Origin of the sequence: Pseudoxanthomonas sp. LjRoot127 (assembly GCF_964253495.1) — a bacterium.
GTDB lineage: Bacteria > Pseudomonadota > Gammaproteobacteria > Xanthomonadales > Xanthomonadaceae > Pseudoxanthomonas_A.
On sequence record NZ_CAXUQR020000001.1, the window covers coordinates 2093406 to 2114429 of the forward strand.

At 69.3% G+C, this 21024-nt stretch carries 18 protein-coding genes; 13 read left to right on the forward strand and 5 right to left on the reverse strand.

Annotation, left to right across the window (positions count from 1 at the left end; translation table 11 throughout):
- Nucleotides 1-74: 74 nt before the first annotated feature.
- The 3 genes from ACSQ19_RS09675 to glnE all read left to right on the forward strand — a co-directional run bounded on the left by ACSQ19_RS09675 (nt 75) and on the right by glnE (nt 3997).
- The gene (locus ACSQ19_RS09675) at nt 75-353 is read left to right on the forward strand and encodes a DUF493 family protein (RefSeq protein WP_299344368.1); all 279 of its coding nucleotides are present in this window, start codon (nt 75-77) and stop codon (nt 351-353) included.
- A complete protein-coding gene (gene lipB, locus ACSQ19_RS09680) occupies nt 341-1009 on the forward strand; it encodes a lipoyl(octanoyl) transferase LipB (RefSeq protein WP_435996611.1) in 669 nt (222 codons plus the stop codon). Before ACSQ19_RS09675 ends, lipB begins: the two co-directional genes overlap by 13 nt.
- Nucleotides 1010-1183: 174 nt before the next feature.
- Nucleotides 1184-3997, forward strand: a complete 2814-nt coding sequence (gene glnE / locus ACSQ19_RS09685) for a bifunctional [glutamate--ammonia ligase]-adenylyl-L-tyrosine phosphorylase/[glutamate--ammonia-ligase] adenylyltransferase (protein ID WP_435996613.1) — start codon at nt 1184-1186, stop codon at nt 3995-3997.
- Between the two features lie 86 nt (nt 3998-4083).
- Here the strand turns inward: glnE and ACSQ19_RS09690 are convergent, their stop codons facing one another.
- Nucleotides 4084-5064, reverse strand: a complete 981-nt coding sequence (locus ACSQ19_RS09690; RefSeq protein ID WP_435996615.1) for a mitochondrial fission ELM1 family protein — start codon at nt 5062-5064, stop codon at nt 4084-4086.
- A 139-nt stretch (nt 5065-5203) separates the two neighbouring features.
- On the opposite strand from ACSQ19_RS09690, the gene ACSQ19_RS09695 reads away from it, so the two are divergent.
- The 6 genes from ACSQ19_RS09695 (at nt 5204) to ACSQ19_RS09720 (ending at nt 10091) form a co-directional block, all read left to right on the forward strand.
- A complete protein-coding gene (locus tag ACSQ19_RS09695; protein ID WP_299344376.1) occupies nt 5204-5791 on the forward strand; it encodes a malonic semialdehyde reductase in 588 nt (195 codons plus the stop codon).
- Nucleotides 5721-6395, forward strand: a complete 675-nt coding sequence (locus ACSQ19_RS09700) for a YceI family protein (protein WP_435996618.1) — start codon at nt 5721-5723, stop codon at nt 6393-6395. Before ACSQ19_RS09695 ends, ACSQ19_RS09700 begins: the two co-directional genes overlap by 71 nt.
- Before the next feature lie 133 nt (nt 6396-6528).
- On the forward strand, nt 6529-6726 hold the full coding sequence (locus tag ACSQ19_RS09705; RefSeq protein ID WP_296279269.1) for a zinc-finger domain-containing protein: 198 nt from the start codon (nt 6529-6531) through the stop codon (nt 6724-6726).
- Nucleotides 6727-6762: 36 nt separating this feature from the next.
- A complete protein-coding gene (locus tag ACSQ19_RS09710; protein WP_435996620.1) occupies nt 6763-7902 on the forward strand; it encodes a glycosyltransferase in 1140 nt (379 codons plus the stop codon).
- On the forward strand, nt 7874-9196 hold the full coding sequence (locus tag ACSQ19_RS09715; protein ID WP_296279272.1) for an O-antigen ligase family protein: 1323 nt from the start codon (nt 7874-7876) through the stop codon (nt 9194-9196). The genes ACSQ19_RS09710 and ACSQ19_RS09715 overlap by 29 nt, the downstream gene beginning before the upstream one ends.
- Complete coding sequence (locus tag ACSQ19_RS09720) at nt 9186-10091, forward strand: lysophospholipid acyltransferase family protein (protein WP_435996622.1); 906 nt, start codon at nt 9186-9188, stop codon at nt 10089-10091. Before ACSQ19_RS09715 ends, ACSQ19_RS09720 begins: the two co-directional genes overlap by 11 nt.
- On the opposite strand, the gene lpxL is transcribed toward ACSQ19_RS09720, so the two are convergent.
- Complete coding sequence (gene lpxL, locus ACSQ19_RS09725; RefSeq protein WP_435996624.1) at nt 10082-11014, reverse strand: LpxL/LpxP family Kdo(2)-lipid IV(A) lauroyl/palmitoleoyl acyltransferase; 933 nt, start codon at nt 11012-11014, stop codon at nt 10082-10084. The two genes, ACSQ19_RS09720 and lpxL, sit on opposite strands and share 10 nt — an antisense overlap.
- A 39-nt stretch (nt 11015-11053) precedes the next feature.
- Here lpxL and waaA point away from each other — a divergent pair, with 39 nt between their 5' ends.
- Nucleotides 11054-12355, forward strand: coding sequence for a lipid IV(A) 3-deoxy-D-manno-octulosonic acid transferase (gene waaA / locus ACSQ19_RS09730; RefSeq protein ID WP_299344390.1), 1302 nt, complete (start codon nt 11054-11056; stop codon nt 12353-12355).
- An 8-nt stretch (nt 12356-12363) separates the two neighbouring features.
- On the forward strand, nt 12364-13572 hold the full coding sequence (locus ACSQ19_RS09735; protein WP_435996626.1) for a CaiB/BaiF CoA transferase family protein: 1209 nt from the start codon (nt 12364-12366) through the stop codon (nt 13570-13572).
- A 169-nt stretch (nt 13573-13741) separates the two neighbouring features.
- On the opposite strand, the gene ACSQ19_RS09740 is transcribed toward ACSQ19_RS09735, so the two are convergent.
- The 3 genes from ACSQ19_RS09740 to ACSQ19_RS09750 all read right to left on the reverse strand — a co-directional run bounded on the left by ACSQ19_RS09740 (nt 13742) and on the right by ACSQ19_RS09750 (nt 16586).
- Entirely contained in the window at nt 13742-15088 is a 1347-nt protein-coding gene (locus ACSQ19_RS09740) for a TolC family outer membrane protein (protein ID WP_296279281.1), read from the reverse strand.
- 22 nt (nt 15089-15110) lie between these two features.
- On the reverse strand, nt 15111-15767 hold the full coding sequence (locus ACSQ19_RS09745; protein WP_435996629.1) for a protein-L-isoaspartate O-methyltransferase family protein: 657 nt from the start codon (nt 15765-15767) through the stop codon (nt 15111-15113).
- 147 nt (nt 15768-15914) lie between these two features.
- A complete protein-coding gene (locus tag ACSQ19_RS09750) occupies nt 15915-16586 on the reverse strand; it encodes a TetR/AcrR family transcriptional regulator (protein WP_296279285.1) in 672 nt (223 codons plus the stop codon).
- Between the two features lie 78 nt (nt 16587-16664).
- Here ACSQ19_RS09750 and ACSQ19_RS09755 point away from each other — a divergent pair, with 78 nt between their 5' ends.
- Both ACSQ19_RS09755 and ACSQ19_RS09760 read left to right on the forward strand, forming a co-directional pair.
- Nucleotides 16665-17804, forward strand: coding sequence for an efflux RND transporter periplasmic adaptor subunit (locus ACSQ19_RS09755; RefSeq protein WP_435996631.1), 1140 nt, complete (start codon nt 16665-16667; stop codon nt 17802-17804).
- Nucleotides 17805-17808: 4 nt separating this feature from the next.
- A complete protein-coding gene (locus ACSQ19_RS09760; protein ID WP_435996633.1) occupies nt 17809-20979 on the forward strand; it encodes an efflux RND transporter permease subunit in 3171 nt (1056 codons plus the stop codon).
- Nucleotides 20980-21024 lie beyond the last annotated feature (45 nt).

Sequence of the window (21024 nt, forward strand, 5' to 3'; positions counted from 1 at the left end):
CCGCGCACGCGGCCCTTCGTCGTTCCCGGGTGGCGTGGCTTGGCTTTCGCTGCCCGCATCCCAATAATCCGGGCATGGAAATCAAATCCGACAACCCCGAACACGGCTTCCAGTTTCCCGGCACCTTCGAGCTCAGCGCCATGGGCTCGGCCGGCACCGGCCTGGAGACCGAGCTGCCCCGCCTGCTGGAATCGAAAGGCGTCGAGGTGCTGCACGAAGACATCAGCTGGAAGCATTCCACCAACGGCAAGTACGTGTCCGTGCGCATCCGCTTCCAGGCCAACGACCGCGCGCAGTACGACGCGGCGCATGAAGCCCTGCGCGACCACCCGGAAGTGAAGTGGACGCTGTGACCTCGCCCTGCGCTGTCCGCGAGCTCGGCCGCCAGGCCTACGAGCCGGTCTGGCGCGCCATGCAACGCTTCACCGATGCGCGTACCGACGCGACCGGCGACGAACTGTGGCTGGTGGAGCACGACCCGGTGTTCACCCTCGGCCAGGCCGGCAAGCCCGAGCACGTGCTTGCGGCGGGCGACATCCCGGTCGTCCATGTCGACCGTGGCGGACAGGTGACGTACCACGGCCCCGGCCAGATCGTTGCGTATCCGCTGTTCGACCTGAAGCGCCTGAAGGTCGGCGTGCGCGACTACGTCTGCAGGATCGAGCAGGCGATGATCGATACGCTGGCAGAGTGGAACGTGCATGCCGAACGCAAGGACGGCGCTCCCGGCGTCTACGTGGCCGGCGCCAAGATCGGCGCGCTCGGCATCCGCGTGCGGCGCGGCTGCACCTTCCATGGCCTCGCGTTCAACATCGCGATGGATCTCGGACCGTTCCACCGCATCAATCCGTGCGGCTATCAGGGCCTGCAGGTCGTTTCGCTGGCGGATCTCGGCGGTCCCTCCGGTATGGACCAGGTGAAGCCGGTGCTGCTTAAGCACATGGCGGAGCAGTTCGGCCTGTCGCTGCGGCACGAGGCCGTGCTGCCGGATCTTTCGCAGGCGGCCTGATCCCGCCTGTCGTAGGAGCGACGTCAGTCGCGACCGCACGACGCGGCAGCCAAGGTGCGCAGGGGGACGGTCGGAGCGAATTCTTGCTGGTTTGACATCGCCGTGGTCTGACGAACTCCGGTCGCGACTGACGTCGCTCCTACAACAGTCGCGGCGCATGCCAGAATCGCCGCCATGAACGATGCGACCTCGTCCCTGGACACGGAACGCGATGCACTGATCGAACGCGGTCTGGCGCGACTGCGCGCCGTGTCCGCCGACATGGAGGGACTGCTCGCAGACACCGGCCACGTCGATCGTGTGTCGAGCGTGATCGCCACGAGCGACCTCGCGCTCGAAACCCTGCGCCGCCAGCCCGATCTGCTGACCGTACTGTTGCGCGACGATGGCGCCGCGCCGTGGCCGGTGCCCGCACTGACGACCGACAACACCGCGCAATGGCCCGAGCTGCTGCGTCGTTACCGCGCCGCCGAGTCGACTCGGCTGGTGTGGCGCGACGTGCATGGCCTGGACACGGTCGACGACACGCTGGCCGGCACCACGCGCCTGGCCGAGGTCTGCCTGCAGACCGCGCTCGACGCGCTGGAAGCCGAGTTCGCGCAACGGCATGGCGTCGTGCGTGCACCCGACGGTAGTGTGCAGCGCCTGGTGGTGTTCGGCCTGGGCAAGCTGGGCGGCGGTGAACTGAACTTCTCTTCCGATATCGACCTGGTCTATGCGTATCCGCAAGGGGGCGAATCCGACGGCGCGCGATCGCTCGCCGCCGAGGACTACTTCATGCGGCTGGGCCAGCGTCTGGCGAAACTCCTGGATGAGCCGACCGTCGACGGCTTCTGCCATCGCGTCGACCTTCGCCTGCGTCCTTTCGGCAATGCGGGTCGCCTTGCGTTGTCGTTCGCCGGGATGGACCAGTACTTCCAGCGCGAAGGCCGCGACTGGGAACGCTATGCATGGTTGAAGGCGCGCGCGGTCGCCGGCGACATCGAGGCGGGGGAGCGCTGGCTGGAGTCATTGCGGCCGTTCGTCTATCGCCGGTACCTGGACTACACCGCCCTCGATGGCCTGCGCGAAATGAAGGCCGCCATCGCTGCCGAGGTCGCGCGCCGCGAACTGGCCGACGACATCAAGCGCGGCCCGGGCGGTATCCGCGAAATCGAATTCCTGGTGCAGGCCTTGCAGCTCATCCGCGGGGGGCGCGAAGCGACCCTGCGCGAACGGCGCCTGCGCGTGGCGCTGCCGGCGCTGGTGGCGGCACGCCAGGTGTCGCCGGAGGAAGGCGAGGCGCTGATACAGGCCTACCGTTTCCTGCGCCGGCTGGAGAACCGCCTGCAGATGCTGCGCGATGCACAGACGCACGCACTGCCCGAGGATCCGCTGGAGCGTCACCGCATCGCACGGGGTCTCGACCATCCGGATTGGGGAGCGCTGCGTGCGGCCCTGGATGTGCAGCGCGCACGCGTGTCCGCCGAGTTCGCCGAACTGCTGGCGCCGCGCCAGCGCGATGCCGCGCCGGGTGCGTTGGCGCTGTACTGGCGCGCATTGCCCGACGGGGGCGATGCGCAGGTGCTGGCGTTGTCCGGATTCGCCGATGCCGGCAGCGCGGATGGCGCACTGCGCGAATTCGTGCAGTTCAGTGGCGTGCGCGCGTTGTCCGATGCCGCGCGTGCGCGCCTGGATCGCGTGGTGCCCGCCTTGCTCGATGCCTGCGCGCGTTCGTCGCAGCCGGATGCCGCGCTGCGACGCGTGCTGTCGCTGCTGCAGGCCATCCTGCGGCGCGCAAGCTATCTGGCCCTGCTCGATGAGCAGCCCAGCGCGTTGGGGCGGCTGGTCGACGTCTTGGCACGCAGCGCACTGTTGTCCGAACGACTGGCCCAGTACCCGTTGTTGCTGGACGAACTGCTTGACACGCGCGTCTCCGGCCCGATGCCCGACCGCGGTGAACTGCGCGCGGAGTGCGAGGCCGCGCTGCTCGAAGACGATCCGGAGACGTGCCTGCGCGTATTGAACGAGCGCCGCCTGGCCCTTAGCTTCCGCGTGGCGCTGGCCGCGCTGGACGGACGCCAGTCGGCGCGCGACAGCGTGCGCCAGCTGGCGTGGCTGGCGGACGAAGTCGTCGGCGTCGTGGTTCAGGTCGCCACGCGCGACGTCGCCGCCTCGCACGGCGTGGTCGGGTCGGGTCGGTTCGCGGTGGTGGGTTACGGCAGCCTCGGCGGCGAAGAACTCGGCTTCGGCTCCGATCTCGACCTCGTGTTCCTGTTCGATGCGCCGCCGGAGGCGGACTCCGATGGGCTGCGGCCGATGGAAGCGGGTCGCTGGTATGCGCGGTTGGCGCAGAAGATCGTGGCATTGCTCGGCGCGGTCACGGCAGCGGGCCGACTCTACGACGTGGATGTGCGCCTGCGCCCGGACGGCGCGAAAGGCCTGCTGGTGTCGTCGCTGGCCAGTTTCACGGAGTACCAGCGCGAGCGCGCATGGACGTGGGAACATCAGGCGCTGGTCCGCGCGCGCGCCATCGCCGGCGATGCCACGCTGCGGCAGGCGTTCGAAGACGTGCGGACGGCCACGCTGGCGCGCGCGCGCGACGCCGGCGCACTGCGCGATGACGTGATCAGGATGCGTGCGCGCATGCGCAGCGAGCTGGACCGCAGCGATGTCGCCCGCTTCGACCTGAAGCAGGGGGCGGGAGGCCTGGTCGACCTCGAGTTCCTGGTGCAGTACCTGGTACTGCGTGACGCAGCGGCGCAACCGGCCCTGCTGTCGCCCCGCGATACGCCCGGCCTTGTCGCGACACTGGCGGCGCAAGGGGCACTGTCGACGGACGAGGCCGACGCCCTCGATGCCGTGCATGCGACCTTCGTCGCCGAAGGTCTGGGCTGCACGCTCGACCGGCGTCCGCGGCTGGTGGTCGAGAACGCGGCACTGGCGACGGCCCGCGCGGTGGTGCAGCGGACCACGGCGGCGCACGGACTTGCCTTCGATCCGGCGTAGCCCTTCGTTCTTTGTGGGAGCGGGCCATGCCCGCGATGCTTTTGCTCCGGATGCCGAATCAAGAGCACCGCGGGCATGGCCCGCTCCTACAAAGAACTGCTTGTATGACCGTTCCAGCGATAGAGCTCCAGGCGGGCGCGCACGTCGGCGGCGATGCGGGCGGTTTCGCGCAAGGGTTCACCGTCGAAGGCAGGCGACGCGTCGGCGAGATCGCGGATGCGTCCGCGCGCGACCAGCGTGTCCAGGAAGCGGCGGGGACGTCCGCCAACGCGATCCGGCTCGAAGACCTGCACGGGCACGCGCGTGCCGCAGGCTTCCGACACCATGTTGACCGATTCCGGCGTGCAGACGATGCGGTCGGCCCAGGCCAGCAGCCCTGCGTAGGGATTGGGACCGTCGCTCGCATCGCACCAGAGCACGGTGTGCGGGCGCGCGGCGTAGCGTTGGCGAACGCGCTGCACGATGTCGCGGGAGGTGCGTCGCGACGTCGTGATCATCAGGCTGCCTGCGCCCGTCGTGTCGTCGAGCGCCGTGGCGAGGCGTGCGAACGCAGCGTCGTCGAAGGCGTAGTGCGCGCTGCCGCCGCCGATCAGCAGTGCCGTGCGTGGCGAGGGCAGGGCAGCCAACGCCGCGAACGCGCCGCGCGCAGCGGACAGCCAGGCGTCGTCGACCGGATTCAGGCTGCCGAGCAGGGTGAGCACGTTCGCGCCGGCCAGTCCGTCGTGCGCCGGGGCGATCACCAGATCCCAATGCGACGGATCGATGCGAGGGTCGAGGATCTGGACGACGCGGCTGCCGCGATCGCGCAGCAGCCGCGTCGCCAGCGCCGCCTGGCGTCCGCAGCCGATGGCCAGCGCGGGCGGTGCGTTCCACATGGTGCGGAAGGCCGCTCCGAACGCGGTCGGCGCGCCGGGTAGCGAACGCGGCGCCACCCAGCGCCAAGGCGCGCGCGCCGCCAGCGTGATCTCGTCCGCGTGCAGGCCCAGGGCGCGCGCCAGCGCCGCAGCCTGCCGCACATTGCCGGCATGGCCGTCGCTCAGCGTGCAGAGGCGGGGCGCATCGGCCATCACAGGACTTTTTCGTTCCACTGGTTAAAACAATCCGTTCCGGGGCGATTGGATGTGGCCATAGTCAGGACACTCTACACTCCCCCGCATTCGCTGGCCCGGCACCTCGGGCTTCCCTCCCTTCCGCTGCAGGTTGCCCATGTCCCACGCCCTCGACGCCGCTTCGCTCGACCAGTTGTTCCGCACTGCGCGCACCTACAACGCCTTCAGTGGCGAGGTCAGCGACGACACGCTGCGCCAGTTGTACGACCTGCTGAAGTTCGGCCCCACGCAGGCCAACACCACGCCGGCGCGTTTCGTGTTCGTGAAGTCGGCCGAGGCCAAGGCCAAGCTGGGTCCGGCGCTGGACGAAGGCAACTATGCCAAGACGATGGCGGCACCGGTGACAGTGATCATCGGGCGCGACGAGGACTTCCACGAGAAGCTGCCGTTCCTGTTCCCGCACACCGATGCCAAGGCCTGGTTCGAGGGGCCGCGCGAGAACCGGTTCAAGCCGGCGCTGCGCAATGCGAGCCTGCAGGCGGCCTACCTGATCCTCGCCGCGCGCGCGCTGGGCCTGGACGCCGGCCCCATGACCGGCTTCGACGCCGGCAAGGTCGACGAGGCTTTCTTCGCCGGCACCGCGATCAAGTCCGACATCCTGGTCAACCTCGGCCATGGCGATCCGTCCAGCATCTTCCCGCGTTCCCCGCGCCTGGGCTTCGACGAAGCCGCGCGCATCCTCTGATACCCCACCCACCGGAGATTTCCCCATGCGCAAGACCCTGCTCGTTGCCGCCCTGTTCGCCTTTGCCGGTGCCGCGTTCGCCGCGCCGGTGACCTACAAGCTCGATCCCGGCCATACCAATGTGCTGGCCAGCTGGAACCACTTCGGCTACTCGAACCCGAGCGCCAACTTCGGCCAGGCCGACGGCACCCTCGTGTACGACGCCGACAAGGTTTCGGCCTCCAGCGTGCAGGTCACCCTGCCGCTGACCGGCCTGAGCGCGCTGGCCGACCAGTTCTACGACCACCTGACCAGCGACAAGTGGTTCGACGCCGCCAAGTACCCCAGCGCCACCTTCAAGAGCACGAAGGTCGAGGCTGCCGGCGAAGGCAAGCTGAAGGTCACCGGCGACCTGACCATCAAGGGCGTCACCAAGCCGGTGGTGCTGGACGTGACCCTCAACAAGGCCGGCGAGCACCCGATGAAGAAGGTGCCGGCGATCGGCTTCGACGCCACCGCCACCGTGAAGCGCAGCGACTTCGGCCTGGGTGCCTATGCGCCGATGGTCAGCGACGAAGTCACGCTGAAGATCACCACCGAAGCGACGGCCGACGCCAAGAAGTAAGCCGGTTCCCTCGCCGACGTGATCCCGAACGCCGCCCCCAGGGGCGGCGTTCTTCGTTGCCGGCACCGCGCCTTGGGACGGTCCGGGGCGGCTGGTAGACTGGGCACCCCCTGTTCTGCGATTCGCCACCGCCATGAGCCAGACCGCCACCGCGCCCGCCAACGCCGAGAAGCGCTACACCGTGTCGCGGAGCGACCTGCCGCTGAGCTGCCCGCTGCCGTCCATGGCGCTGTGGAATTCGCACCCGCGCGTCTACCTGCCCATCGAGGACGCGCCCGGGGGCGACGTGCAGTGCCCGTACTGCGGGTCGCACTTCGTCCTGGCCGACTGACCGGACGATGCCGCCCTTCCGCATGGCCCGCCGACCATGCGCCGACTGACCGTCGTCCAGTTGCTGCCGGCGCTGGAATCCGGCGGTGTCGAACGCTCCACCCTTGAGATCGCCGATGCGCTGGTGCGCGCTGGCCATCGCGCCGTGGTCGTCTCGGCCGGCGGACGCCTTGAACCCGCCCTGCGCAGCAGTGGCGCCGAACACATCACCCTCGCCATCGGCCGCAAGTCGCTGCTGACGCTGCGCCATGTGGCCGCACTGCGGCAGCTGTTCGCGCAGGTCGGTGCCGACATCGTGCATGCGCGCTCGCGCCTGCCCGCATGGCTCGGCCTGTGGGCGCTGCGCGGCATGCCGGCGACGTCGCGGCCCCGTTTCGTCACCACCATGCACGGGCTCAATTCGCCGAGCCGCTACAGCGCCGTGATGACCCATGGCGAACGCGTGATCTGCGTGTCGGACACGGTGCGTCGCTACCTGCTGCAGCACTACCCGCGCACGGATCCGCGCAAGCTGGTGGTGATCCCGCGTGGCATCGACCCGGCGCAGTTCCCGCGCGCCCTTTATCCTGATCGCGATGCGCGTGCGTGGGCGGCGATGCAGCATCCATCGCTCGCAGGGGATGCTCCGCTGCTGCTGCTGCCGGGCCGTGGCACCCGGTTGAAGGGCCATCACGACGCCATCGCGCTGCTGGGTCGCCTGCGTGCCGCCGGCAGCGATGTCCGCCTGTGGATGCCGGGTGCGCGCGAGGCCGGTCGTGAGCAGTATGTGGCGGATCTGGAAAATGATGCCGCACGCACCGGCTGTGCCGACGCCCTTGCGACCACGCCACCGACGACGGAGATCGCGCGTGCGTACGCCGCCAGCGACGTGGTGCTGCAACTGTCGCGCAAGCCCGAGGCCTTTGGCCGCACCGTCATCGAGAGCCTGTCGGTGGGTCGTCCCGTCGTGGGCTGGAGGCATGGCGGTGTCGGGGAACTGCTCGGCGAACTGCAGCCGGCGGGTGCGGTGCCGGCGTTCGATGAATACCGCCTGCTCGATACCGTGAAAGCAGCGCTCGCCCATCCGCCGCCGGCATTGGCTACGATGGAGTCTTACACCCTGCGCGCGATGCAGGACGCCACGCTCGCCCTCTACCACGATCTCGCCGATGACCGCCGACTCGCCATCGATCCCTGATACGTCCGCCCATCGTGCACCGCACGGCTGGCGCTGGGCGCCTGCCTGGGTGCTGACGTTCGTCGCCCTGTGGCCGGCGCCGGGGTATGCGGAAGGCGTGATGGTGCTGGGTGCCCTGGCGGCGATCATCCGCCTGTTGCTCGGCCGTTTCCGGGGCAGCGCGCGCCTGCTCAGCGGGGCGGCGTGGGCGCTGACCAGCGCCCTGTTCGCTGCGTACTGGTTGCCCCAGGCGATCTCCGCGATCGATGCGGTCGATGCGCCCCGCGCATTGCGCGAGGCGGCGGTGGACCTGCGCTACCTGCCGTTCCTCTGGCTGGTGGCCGCCTCCGTCGCGAACGCGCGCGCGCGGCACACCACGTTCACCGGGCTGGCCGTCATCGTGGCCGTCTGGACGATCGACGCGCTGGCGCAGGCGCTGTTCGGCACCAGCCCGTTGTTCTGGGGCCTGGACCAGCTAAAGCACCTGATCAGCGGACGCCCGATGTGCACGGCGGAGCAGATGGCCGGCATCGACCGCCTCAGCGGCTTCCTCGGTCCCTGCAACCGCAAGCTTGGCGTGGTGATGGCGAGCCTGTCGCCGTTCCTGCTGTTCGCCGCTGCCCGACGCCTGCAGGTCGCGGGCTGGCTGCTGGCCTCGGCGGCGATCGGTGTCGTGGTGCTGCTGGCGGGCGCGCGCGCGGCCTGGATCACCTACGCACTGGTGCTGGTGTTCTCGGGCTGGAAGCTGCTGGGCTGGAAGCGGCTGCTGGCCGTGTTCGCCTTTGGCGCCGTGCTGCTGGCGGTGCTGACCGTAGCGTCGCCGCAGGTGCGCGAGCGCATCCTGCTCACCACCCATGCCCTGACCGCCAGCGAGGCGGGCGTGGACACGGCATTGTCCGGACGTGGCCAGATCTGGTCGGCGGCGGGCTGCATGATCGCGCGCCATCCGGTGAACGGGGTCGGCGCGCGGGGCTTCCGCGAAGCGTTTCCCGCCTGCGATGCCAGCGCCGATGGACGACCGGCGTGGGGACAGGGCCCCGCGTACCACGCCCACCAGATCGTACTCGAGGTGCTCAGCGAGACCGGCATCATCGGTCTGCTGCTGTGGCTGGCGGGCGCGGCGCTGGCATGGCGCGCGTGGCGCTATGCCAGGCCGCAGGCCAAGGACCGGGCGCGGCCCGCCATGCTGGCGCTGGCGGTCACGGTATTTCCTTTCAACACCCACCTGGCGTTCTATTCGACGTTCTGGGGTGGCCTGACCCTGATGCTCGCGGCGCTATACGCAGGCAGCCTGCTTGCGCGCGATGACGAATGAGCGTTCGCCCGGCCGGCGCTGCTGGTTCATAGCGCCCGCCAACCTGCTGGCCCATGGCGTCGCACGCGTGCCGCAGGCGGTGCTGCTGGCGATGGGGCGTCTGGCCACCTTCCTGCTGTGGCCCCTGCTGGCCAAGCGCCGGCGGCATGCGGCCACCAACATCGCACTGTGTTTTCCCGAGCGCGACGCGCAGGCGCAGGCACGTCTGCTGCGCGACACCGTGCATGCCACGGTGACCGGGGCCCTCGAACTCATCCGCGGCTGGTACGCCCCCGCCCATGCGCTGCGCGGGCTTGCCGACGTGCAAGGGCTGGAACACGTGCGCGCCGCGCAGGCGCAGGGACGCGGCATCCTGCTGTTCGGCGGACACATCCCGCATTCGGAACTGTGCGCGCGACTGCTCGGCGAGGCACTGGGCGAACGCGTGACCATCGTCGCGCGGCGCAACAACGATCCCTGCATCGAGCGCCTGCTGGACGGCGCGCGGCGTCGCGTGTTCGCCGACGTGATCGCCAAGAAGGACGTGCGCGGCCTGCTGCGCGCATTGTCGCGCGGCGGCATCGTGGCGTATTCGGCCGACCAGGATTTCAACTACCAGAACGCGTTCGTGCCGTTCTTCGGCGTGCCGGCCGCCACGCTGACCGCCACGCCGGATCTCGCGCGCCGCGGCAATGCGGTGGTATTGCCGTTCTGGTTCCATCGCGACGATGACGGTCGCTACCAGCTGCGCGTCGAGCCCACCTGGCGCGGATGGCCGAGTGGCGACCCGGCGCAGGACGCCGCCCGCTACATGGCCGAGCTGGAGGCGGTCGTGCGCCAGCATCCCGAGCAGTATCTGTGGGTGCACCGACGGTTCAAGACACGGCCACCCGGCGAGCCGAACCTCTATCGGTAGAGTTCGCCGCGCCCGTCGGGCTGGCGCTTGAAGCGGCGATGGATCCACAGGTACTGCGTCGGCGCCTTTCGCACCATGGCTTCGATGGCGGCGATCACGCGTGCCGTGTCGGCGGTGGCGTCCGTCGACGGGAAATCCTCGAACGCGGGCGACAGGGTGAGCGTGTAGCCACCGTCGTCGCGCCGGACATGGGAGAACGCCATCACCGCCGCACCGGACAGGCGGGCGAGTTGGTGCGTCGACGTCAGGCTGTAGGCGGGATGCCCGAAGAACGGAACGAACACGCTGTCGCCGCGGCGGGTGTCCTGGTCCGGCGCGAACCACAGCAGGCCGCCCTGCTTCAGGTGCTTCAGCGCCGGGCGCAGTTCGTCGCGGGTGAACATGGCGGTGGCATAGCGCAGCCGGCCGCGCTTGACCGCCCACTCCATCGCCCCCTGGTTGTGGGGACGGTACATGCCGGCCAGTGGCGCGTAATCGCACATCAGGCGCGCCGATATCTCCAGCGTGGTGAAGTGGCCGGACACCACGATGACGCCGCGGCCACCCGCGCGCGCAGCGGCAAGATGCTCCAGTCCTTCGACCCGCAGGCCTTTCCGCATCGGCGCGACGCTGCCCCACCAGGCGCGAGCGAACTCGAACAGTCCGATGCCCAGTTCGCCGAAACCGGCGCGCGCCAGCGCTTCCTGGGCCTGCGCATCGAGTTCCGGAAAGCACAGGGCGATATTGCGCCGCGCCACATGCCGGCGTTCCCGCAGCACGCGGTACAGCAGGGCGCCCACGGCGCGTCCGAGCGGGCGCTGCACGGCCCACGGCAGCCGGGCGACCAGCCATGCCAGCCCGATGCCCAGCCACGACGGCCACTGCCGCGGCCCGAGGGGTGGACGTTCGCCGGGGTCGGAGGATCGCTTCTCGGAGTCGGCCATGACGCATTGTAGCGGTGGCCGCGGGTATCCTTGTCGCCCATGTCGAACCGCACCGCCGAACGCCTGTTGCGCGCCCTCTATTCGGTGGTGCTGTACATCCTGACGCCCGTCACGGTGTACCACCTGATCTGGCGCGGCTTCCGCTACCCGGAATACTTCCAGCGCTGGAACGAACGCTACGGCAGCTACGACATGCCGGGCGGCGTCGTCGATGTCTGGCTGCATGCCGTGTCGGTCGGCGAGGTGAACGCGGCGGCGCCGGTCGTCGATGCGCTGCTGAAGCGGCACCGCGGGCTGCGCCTGCTCATCACCACCATCACGCCGACCGGCTCGCAGCGCGTGCAGGCGCTGTGGGGCGAGCGCGTGCTGCACGTCTACTCGCCGTACGACCTGCCGGGCGCGGTGGCGCGCTTCCTCGGCCACTTCCGTCCGCGACTCGCACTGATCATGGAAACCGAACTGTGGCCCAGCCTGCTGTTCGGCTGCCACGACCGTCGCGTGCCGGTCTACATCCTCAATGCACGCCTGTCGGCGCGCTCGCTGCGCGGCTACAGCGTGCTGCGGCCGCTGATCGCGCGCACCCTGCGCACGGTACGCAGGGTGGCCGCGCAATCCGGCGACGACGCGGGTCGCTTCGTGCAACTGGGCGCGCTGCCGGAGCAGGTGCGCGATGTGGGCAACCTCAAGTTCGACATTCCCGTTCCGGACAACGTGCGCGACGTGGTCGCGGATTTCCGCCAGCATCTCGCCGGCGGGCGACGCGTTTGGATCGCCGCCAGTACGCACGAAGACGAGGAGGCGCCCGTGCTCGCCCTGCACGCGCGCCTGCGCCAGCGGTGGCCGGACCTGCTGCTGTTGTGGGCGCCACGGCATCCGGAGCGATTCCCGCGCGTCGCCGAGGCGGCACGCGAGGCTGGCTGGCATGTCGGTACGCGGCGTGGCGAGCGCTGGCCCTCCGTGGGTAACGAGGTCTTCGTGCTCGACACGCTGGGCGAGCTGATGGCGTTCTATGCCTGCGCGGACGTGGCCTTCGTGGGCGGCAGCCTGCAGGCGATCGGCGGACACAACCTGCTGGAACCGGCCGCCGTCGGCACGCCCGTGGTGACGGGGCCGCACCTGCACAACTTCAGCGAGATCTCCCGCCGCCTGGTGGAAGCCGACGCGCTGGTGATCGCTCCCGATGCCGCCGGCGTGGGCGATGCGATCGAAGCCCTGCTTGCCGACGACGGCCGCCGTCGCGAGGTCGCCGATCGCGGCCGCGCGCTGGTCGAACACGGCCGGGGTGCACTCGCGCGCACGCTGGCGATGATCGCGCCGCACCTGCCGGCCCCGGTGGCATGAACCCGGCGGTGCCCCGCGCCCTGGCCGGCGTCCGCGTCCTGGACCTGACCCGCGTCCTTGCCGGTCCGTGGTGCACGCAGGTCCTCGCGGACCTCGGTGCCGATGTCGTCAAGGTGGAACGTCCCGGCAGCGGCGACGATACGCGTGGCTGGGGGCCTCCCTTCCTGCGCGATGCCGATGGCAATGAAACCGGCGAGTCCGCTTACTACCTTTGCACGAACCGCAACAAGCGCTCGCTGGCGGTCGACATCGCCACCGAGGAGGGGCAGGCGGTCATCCGCCGCCTGGCGTCGGAAAGCGACGTGCTGGTGGAAAATTTCAAGGTCGGCGACATGGCGCGCTATCGCCTGGATGCATCCACCTTGCGCGCCGCCAATCCGCGCCTGGTCTACTGCTCGATCACTGGCTTCGGGCAGGATGGACCCTATGCGCGCCGCGCCGGCTACGACTTCGCCATCCAGGGCCTGGGTGGCCTGATGGGCGTCACCGGCGCCGCGAACGGCGAGCCGCAGAAGGTGGGCGTGGCGGTCGCCGACCTGTTCACCGGCATGTATGCCACCGTCGCCATCCTCGCCGCGCTGCGCCACCGCGATGCCACCGGCGAAGGCCAGGTGATCGACATGGCGCTGCTGGATGCGCAGGTCGCGATGCTGGCCAATCTCGGCAGCCACTATCTGGTGGGTGGCGAGGTGCCGCCACGGCAGGGCAACGCCCACGCGAACATCGTGCCGTACCAGGTCTTCGCCGTCGCCGATGGGCACATCATCGTGGCGGTCGGCAACGACCGGCAGTTCGTGCGTCTGTGCGAACTGCTGGATCTCGCGGCGCTGGCCGGCGATCCGCGCTACGCGACCAACGCCGCGCGCGTGCGCCATCGCGATGCGTTGGTCCCCCTGCTGCAGGACGCGTTTCATGCCCGGGAGCGGCAAGGCTGGCTTGCCTTGCTGGAAGCGGCAGGCATCCCCTGCGGGCCGGTCAACGACATCGCCGACGTGTTCGCCGATCCGCAGGTGAAGGCGCGCGACATGGTCACGTGCATCGAACATCCGCATGCCGGCGCGGTGCCACTCGTTGCGAGTCCTCTCAAGCTGTCGGCGACGCCGGTCGATCTGCGGCATGCGCCGCCGCTGCTCGGACAGCATACCGACGAGGTGTTGCGCGAGGCTGGCTACGACGAGGTGGAGATCGCCTCGCTGCGTGCGCTCGGCGCGATCTGAACCGGAAGTAGGTGAGCTGGCCGTGGGAGCGACGTGAGTCGCGAGCGCTTGGGCGGCCAGGCACCGCTCGCATCGCGACTGACGCCGCTGCCACGACAGCGTGGCACTCCGGAAACGACGACGGCGGGCCGAAGCCCGCCGTCGTCATCGCGCACGGGACGCGAGGTGCTTACTGCGACACCGGCTGCGACGACAGGCGCGCTTCGGCGTCGGCGGTCAGCAGACGGTTGACGTCCTGCACGTCGGCGCCGTCGAGCGTACCGGCGGCCTGTTCCAGCAGCAGGCGGTTCTGCAGGAAGTTGTAGCGTGCCTGTGCGTACTCCACCTGCGCCTGGAACAGCGTGCGCTGGTTCTGCAGCACGTCCAGCACGGTACGGGTACCGACCTCCAGGCCGACCTGCGAGGCGTCCAGCGCGCTCTGCGCGGAGAACACGGCCAGGCGGCGGGCCTCCACTTCGGTCACGCCGGCGACCAGCGCCTGGTAGGCGTTGCTGGTGTTGCGGATCAGGGCGCGGCGGGTCTGCTCCATGCCGTCGGCCGCGCGGTCGCGCTGGGCCAGAGCCTGGCGCACGCCGGACTGGGTGGCGCCGCCGGAGAAGATCGGCACGGTCAGCGTCACGCCCCAGTTGTAGCCCTCGCCATCGCGCGACAGCGTGCCGGGCACACTGTCCCAGTCGGTGCCATTGGAATAGCCGCCGCGGAAGTTCAGCGTGGGATAGTGGCCCGCGCGCGCGCTGGATACGCCATGCCGTGCCGATTCCAGCACGTACTCGGCCGACTTCAGGTCCGGGTTCTGCTCGAGCGCGCGATCCACCCACGCCTGCGCGTTCTGCTCGGGCGGCAGTTCCGGACGGAAGTCGTCCGGCAGGCCCTTCAGGCCGCTGATCGGCTGGCCGGTGATCTCGGCCAGCGCGCGGTAGCTGTCGTCCAGCGCGTTGCGCGCGAGGATGGTGTTGGCGCGCGCGCTGTCGTACTGCGCACGGGCTTCGTGCACGTCGGTGATCGGCGCCAGGCCGACATCGAGGCGCTTCTGCGCGTAATCGAACTGCTTTTTCGATGCGGCCTCGTTGGTCTCGGCGGCGGCCAGCGACTCGATGCCGATCAGCACGTTGAAGTAGGCCGCCGACGTGCGCGTGATCAGCAGGTTGTTCGCCGACGCCAGATCGTAGTCGGCGGCCTGGCTGATGGCGCGCTGGCCGCGCAGGTTGGCGATGCGGCTCCAGTCGAAGATCGTCTGGCTGACCGAGGCGCCATAGCTGCGGCTCTTGCCGTCGCCGGTGGGATCGCCCGGACGGCTGCTGTGGGTCAGCTCATAGCCGGCGCTGCCGGTGATCTGCGGCAGCAGGACAGCGCGCGCCTGCACGGCGCCTTCCTTGTCGATCAGGCGGGTGGACTCCGCGATGGAGAGCTGGGGGTCGCCGGTGCGCGCCAGCTCATAGGTCTGCATCAGGTCGGTGGCGTTCGCCGCGACCGGCAAGGCCAGTGCGAGCGCGAGTACGAGGGGGCGACGGCTCATGCGGGTTCCTTTGTGTATTTCTTCAGAAGACGAACTGGGGCGCCGGCGCGGCGCCGACCAGATAGGGGAGGTCGGTTTCGAACAACGAGTCGATGCGGGGGCCGTTGACATCGTTGACGTGCAGCACGGCTTCCATCACCGGCGACACGCCCTGCACGACGAACAGGCGTCCGCCCGGACGCAGCCACTGCAGGAAGCGCGCGGGCACGGCGGCGACCGCGCCGGTCACGCAGACAACATCGAAACGACGGTCGGTGTCCCAGGCCAGCGCATCGGCGGTCTCGATGCGCACGTTGCTGCCGAGTCCGGCGGCCTCGAGGCGCGCGCGCGCAGCGTCGGCGAGGTCGGGGTGGATCTCCAGGCTGACGACGTCCCGCGCCAGGTGCGCCAGGCACGCGGTCAGGTAGCCGCTGCCGGTCCCGATCTCCAGCACGTCCTCATCGGCCTGCGGCTTCAGCGCCTGCAGGGTGCGTCCCTCGATGACGGGCTTGGCCATCGCCTGGCCATGCCCGAGCGGCAGTTCCAGGTCCGCGTAGGCCAGCGCGCGGTGCGCGTCGGCCACGAAGCTCTCGCGCGGCAGCGCGGCCAGCGTCTCCAGCACGCGCGCATCCAGCACGTCCCAGGGACGTACCTGCTGCTCGACCATGTTTTCGCGGGCCTGGGTGTAATCGATCGTCATGGGGGTGGTCATCCGACGCGGAGGGCTGGGCCGGGCATTTTACCGGGCTGGCATCGTCCGCGCTGGGCAAGGATCGCGGCAGGTCCGGCCGGGGGCGCAGTGCCGGAAGTCACCGCAACCTCCGTCGCGCGGGGTGGCGCTTCAGCTTCAGCGGCGGCCATAGGCCCTCAGGAACATGTCCACGGTGGCGTCGATGTGGCGACGGGTATCGAGCGGTCCCGGTTGGCTGCAAAGGCCGCAGGTCATGCGCGCATGCACCTCGCCCTTGATCAGGGTGAAGAACTGCACCGAGGCCGTGCCCACATCCGGGATGTCCAGTTCGCCCTTGGCCACCAGCGCCTGCAGCAGCGTGGCGAACGCCTCGTGCGTGCGCTGCGGGCCGGCTTCCCAGAACGTCTTCTTGAGTTTGTCGTCGATGTTGCCGGGGACCATCATCATGCGATGCGTGCTGATGGCCTCCTCGCTGGTGATCAGCGCGAAGAAGGCTTGCGCGATGGCCTTCAGCTGGTCGCGCAGGCTGCCGGTCAGTTCGATCTCGAACAGGGCATCCGGCAGCATCTCCTCGCACTTGGCCTGGACCGCGGCAGCGAACAACGCGTCCTTGTCGCCGAAGTGGCTGTACACGGTGAGCTTGGAGACGCCCGCTTCGGCGGCGATCTGGTCCATGCTCACGCCGTTGAATCCCTCGCGCGCGAACAACTGCTTGGCCGCCTCCAGGATGGCGGCGCGCTTGCCGAGGTCCTTCGGCCGGCCGGGGCCGCTCGCGGCGGGCTTGACGGGGGGCTTGGCGCGGCGGGATGCGGGGCGTGGACTGACCATGACGTAATACTAGACTACCCGGTTCGATATTTATACTATACCGCCAAGTCCACTAATTGAAATCGCAACGGAGCGGTCATGCGCCAGACGCGCTGGAACGGAGTGTTCGGAATTCTCCTGCTGGGCTTGGCCGCCTGCAGCGCGGAACAGCCCGCGGAAACACCGCGGCCGGCGTTGGTGGTGCAGCCCGGCGGCGGTGCCGATGCCGCATTGTCGGCGTATGCCGGCGAGGTGCGCGCCCGCGAGGAGAGTCCGCTGTCGTTCCGCGTCGGCGGCAACCTGGTCCGCCGCAACGTGGACGCCGGTGCACGCGTGCAGAAGGGCGAAGTGCTGGCGGTACTGGATGCGGGCGATTTCGCCTTGCAGGCGCAGGCGGCACAGGCGCAACTGGCCGCTGCCGAAGCCGACCTGGTCCGCGCCCGTGGCGACCGCGACCGCTACGCCAAGCTGGTCGGCGACAAGCTGATCAGCCAGTCCGCCTACGATGCGCAGGTGGCCGCCTGGAAAGCCGCCGAGGGCCAGGCGCGTGCGGCGCGCGCGCAAATGGACGTGATGCGCAACCAGGAAGGCTATTCGCAACTGCGCGCGCCGCGCGATGGCGTGATCGCCAGCCGCCAGGCGGAAGCGGGCCAGGTCGTGGCCGCGGGTCAGACGGTCTTCACGCTCGCAGCCGATGGGGGGCGCGAAGTCGCCATCGGACTGCCCGAGAACCGCATCCGTGCCTTCAGCGTGGGGCAGCCGGTGATGATCGAACTCTGGAATGCGCCCGGCCAGCGCCTGCCCGGTACCATCCGCGAAATCGCGCCGGCCGCCGACGCGCAGACACGGACGTACGCGGCGCGCGTCAGCCTGGTCGGCGATGCGCAGCAGCAGGTCGAACTGGGCCAGAGCGCCCGAGTCTATGTGCAGGAGAACGGCACGAAGGCGGCGCTGAAACTGCCGCTGTCGGCCATCCAGCGCGGCGACGACGGCGCGACCACGGTGTGGGTGGTCGATCCTGCCAGCGGCAAGGTGCAGGCGCGCCCGGTGCAGCTCGGACCCTACGGAGACGTTTCCGTGCCCGTGCTGGGGGGCGTGAAGGCGAGCGACTGGGTCGTCGCCGCGGGTGGCCACCTGCTGCGCGAGGGCCAGGTCGTCACTCCGGTGGACCGCAGCAACCGGCCGCTGAAGCCCGTCGGCGCCGGTGGCACGGCGGCGATCGCCACGCGTTCGGAGTAACGGCATGCGCCGCTTCAATCTCTCCGAGTGGGCGCTGACCAACCGCAGCCTTGTGCTGTTCACCATGATCCTGCTCGGCATCATCGGTGCGTGGTCGTACAAGCACCTGGGGCAATCCGAGGATCCGCCGTTCACGTTCAAGGCGATGGTGGTGCGCACCGTATGGCCGGGCGCGACGGCCGAAGAAGTTTCGCAGCAGGTCACCGAGCGCATCGAGAAGGCGCTGATGACCACCGGCAACTACGAATACATCCGTTCGTATTCGCGGCCGGGCGAATCGCAGGTGATCTTCGCTGCGCGCGACAGCCTGAAGTCGCGCGACATGCCGCAACTCTGGTACCAGGTCCGCAAGAAGGTCGGCGACATCCGCGCCACGCTGCCCAGCGGCGTCATCGGCCCCTTCTTCAACGACGAGTTCGGCGACACCTTCGGCAACATCTATGCGTTGACCGGCGAAGGCTTCGACTACGCGGTGATGAAGGATTACGCCGACCGCATCCAGCTGGAGCTGCAGCGGGTGGACGATGTCGGCAAGGTAGAACTGGTGGGCCTGCAGGATGAGAAGATCTGGATCGAGCTGTCGAACACCAAGCTGGCCACGCTGGGCATACCGCTCAACGCGGTGCAGCAGGCGCTGGAAGAACAGAACGCGGTGACGCCGGCGGGGTTCTTCGAGACGCCGACCGATCGGGTGCAACTGCGCATCAGCGGCGAGTTCACGTCGGTCGACGAGATCCGCGAATTCCCGATCCGCGCCGGCGGCCGTACCGTCAAGCTGGGCGACATCGCCGAGATCAAGCGCGGCTTCGCCGACCCGGCCGCGCCACGCATGCGTTTCATGGGGCAGCCGGGCATCGGCATCGCGGTGGCGATGAAGGACGGCGGCGACATCCTGACGCTGGGCGAAACGCTCGAGGCCGAGTTCCATCGCCTGCAGAAGACCCTGCCGCTGGGCATGGAACTGCGCAAGGTGTCCGACCAGCCGGCGGCCGTGGAAGCCTCCGTGGGCGAGTTCGTCCGCGTGCTGGCGGAAGCGGTGATCATCGTGCTGCTGGTCAGCTTCTTCTCGCTGGGCATGCGCACGGGGCTGGTGGTGGCGGTGTCGATCCCGCTGGTGCTGGCGATGACGTTCGCGGTGATGCACTACTTCGGCATCGGCCTTCACAAGATCTCGCTCGGTGCGCTCGTGCTCGCGTTGGGCCTGCTGGTCGACGACGCGATCATCGCGGTCGAGATGATGGCCATCAAGATGGAACAGGGCTTCGACCGGCTGAAGGCGGCCAGCTTCGCCTACGAATCGACCGCCTTCCCCATGCTCACCGGCACGCTGGTCACGGCGGCCGGCTTCCTGCCCATCGCGACGGCTGCATCCAGCACCGGCGAGTACACGCGTTCGCTGTTCCAGGTGGTGACGATCGCACTGGTCGTTTCGTGGATCGCGGCGGTGCTCTTCATTCCTTACCTGGGCGACAAGATGCTGCCCGACCTGGGCAACCCGCAGCCGCCGAAAGCAGGCTCGCCTGCGGCACGCTGGCATGCGTTCCGCGCGCGGCTGGCGGATCGCTGGCCGCAGTACGCCGGCATGCTCGCACCCAAGGCGCACGATGCGCACGACCACAATCCGTACCACACGCCGTTCTACCAGCGCTTCCGCGGCTGGCTGGCGTTCTGCCTGCGCCATCGGTGGCTGGTGATCGGCGTGACCGCGGCCGCATTCGTCGCGTCCATCGCGCTGTTCCGTTTCGTGCCGCAGCAGTTCTTCCCCGACTCGGTGCGTCCCGAACTGATGGTGGACCTGGAGCTGGCCGAAGGCAGCTCGCTGAAGTCCACCGATGCCCAGGCGCGCAAGCTCGAGAAGCTGCTCGCCACGCGGGAAGGCGTGATCAACTACGTGGCCTACATCGGCACCGGTTCGCCCCGCTTCTACCTGCCGCTGGACCAGCAGCTGCCGCAGGCGCATTTCTCGCAGTTCGTGGTGCTGACGCAGGACACCCGGGCGCGCGAGTCGACCCGTCGCTGGCTGGTCGACGACGTCGCGCCGCAATTCCCCGAACTGCAGTTCCGCGTGACCCGCCTCGAGAACGGCCCCCCGGTCGGGTATCCGATCCAGTTCCGCGTGTCCGGCGAGCATGTCGATCGCGTGCAGGCGATCGCGCGGCAGATGGCGGAGAAGGTGCGCGCCAATCCGCACGTCTCCAACGTCAACCTGGACTGGAGCGAGCCGAGCAAGATCGTGCGGCTGCAGATCGACCAGGATCGCGCGCGCGCGCTGGGCGTCAGTACGGCGCAGGTGTCGCACTTCCTGTCCGGCTCGCTGTCGGGCCTGAGCGTCAGTACCTATCGCGAAGGCAACGAGCTGGTCGAGATCCTGTTGCGGGGTCCCGAGGAAGAGCGTACGCGGCTCGACCTGCTGGGCAGCCTGGCGGTACCGACGAGCAGCGGCGGCAGCGTGCCGTTGTCGCAGATCGCCAATCTCGAATACGCGTTCGAGGACGGCATCATCTGGCACCGCGACCGCCTGCCCACGGTGACCGTGCGCGCCGACCTCAACAGCGACGATGTGACGGCACCGACGGTGGTGGCGCAGATTTCGCCGACGCTGGATGGCATCCGCTCCGCGCTTCCGCAGGGTTACCTGCTGGAAACCGGCGGCACCGTCGAGGATTCGGCGCGCGGGCAGAAGTCCATCGCGGCCGGCATGCCGCTGTTCCTGCTCGCCGTGACCACGCTGCTGATGCTGCAGCTGCGCAGCTTCTCGCGCATGGCGCTCGTGCTGCTGACGGCGCCGCTGGGCCTGATCGGCGTGACGCTGGCGCTGCTGGTGTTCCGCGTGCCGTTCGGTTTCGTGGCGATGCTGGGCACGATTGCGCTGGCCGGCATGATCATGCGCAACTCGGTGATCCTGGTGGACCAGATCGACCAGGACATCCAGGCCGGCCACGACCGCTGGCACGCGATCATCGACGCCACCGTGCGCCGGTTCAGGCCGATCGTGCTGACCGCGCTGGCGGCGGTGCTGGCGATGATCCCGCTGTCGCGCAGCGCCTTCTTCGGGCCGATGGCGGTGGCCATCATGGGCGGCCTGACCGTGGCCACCGTGCTGACGCTGTTCTTCCTGCCGGCGCTGTACGCGGCCTGGTTCAAGGTGCGGCCGGAAGAGGGCGCCGCGCGCTGAGCGACCCGGCGCGGCGGGGGTTCAAGAACCCCCCCGCCGCAGCCG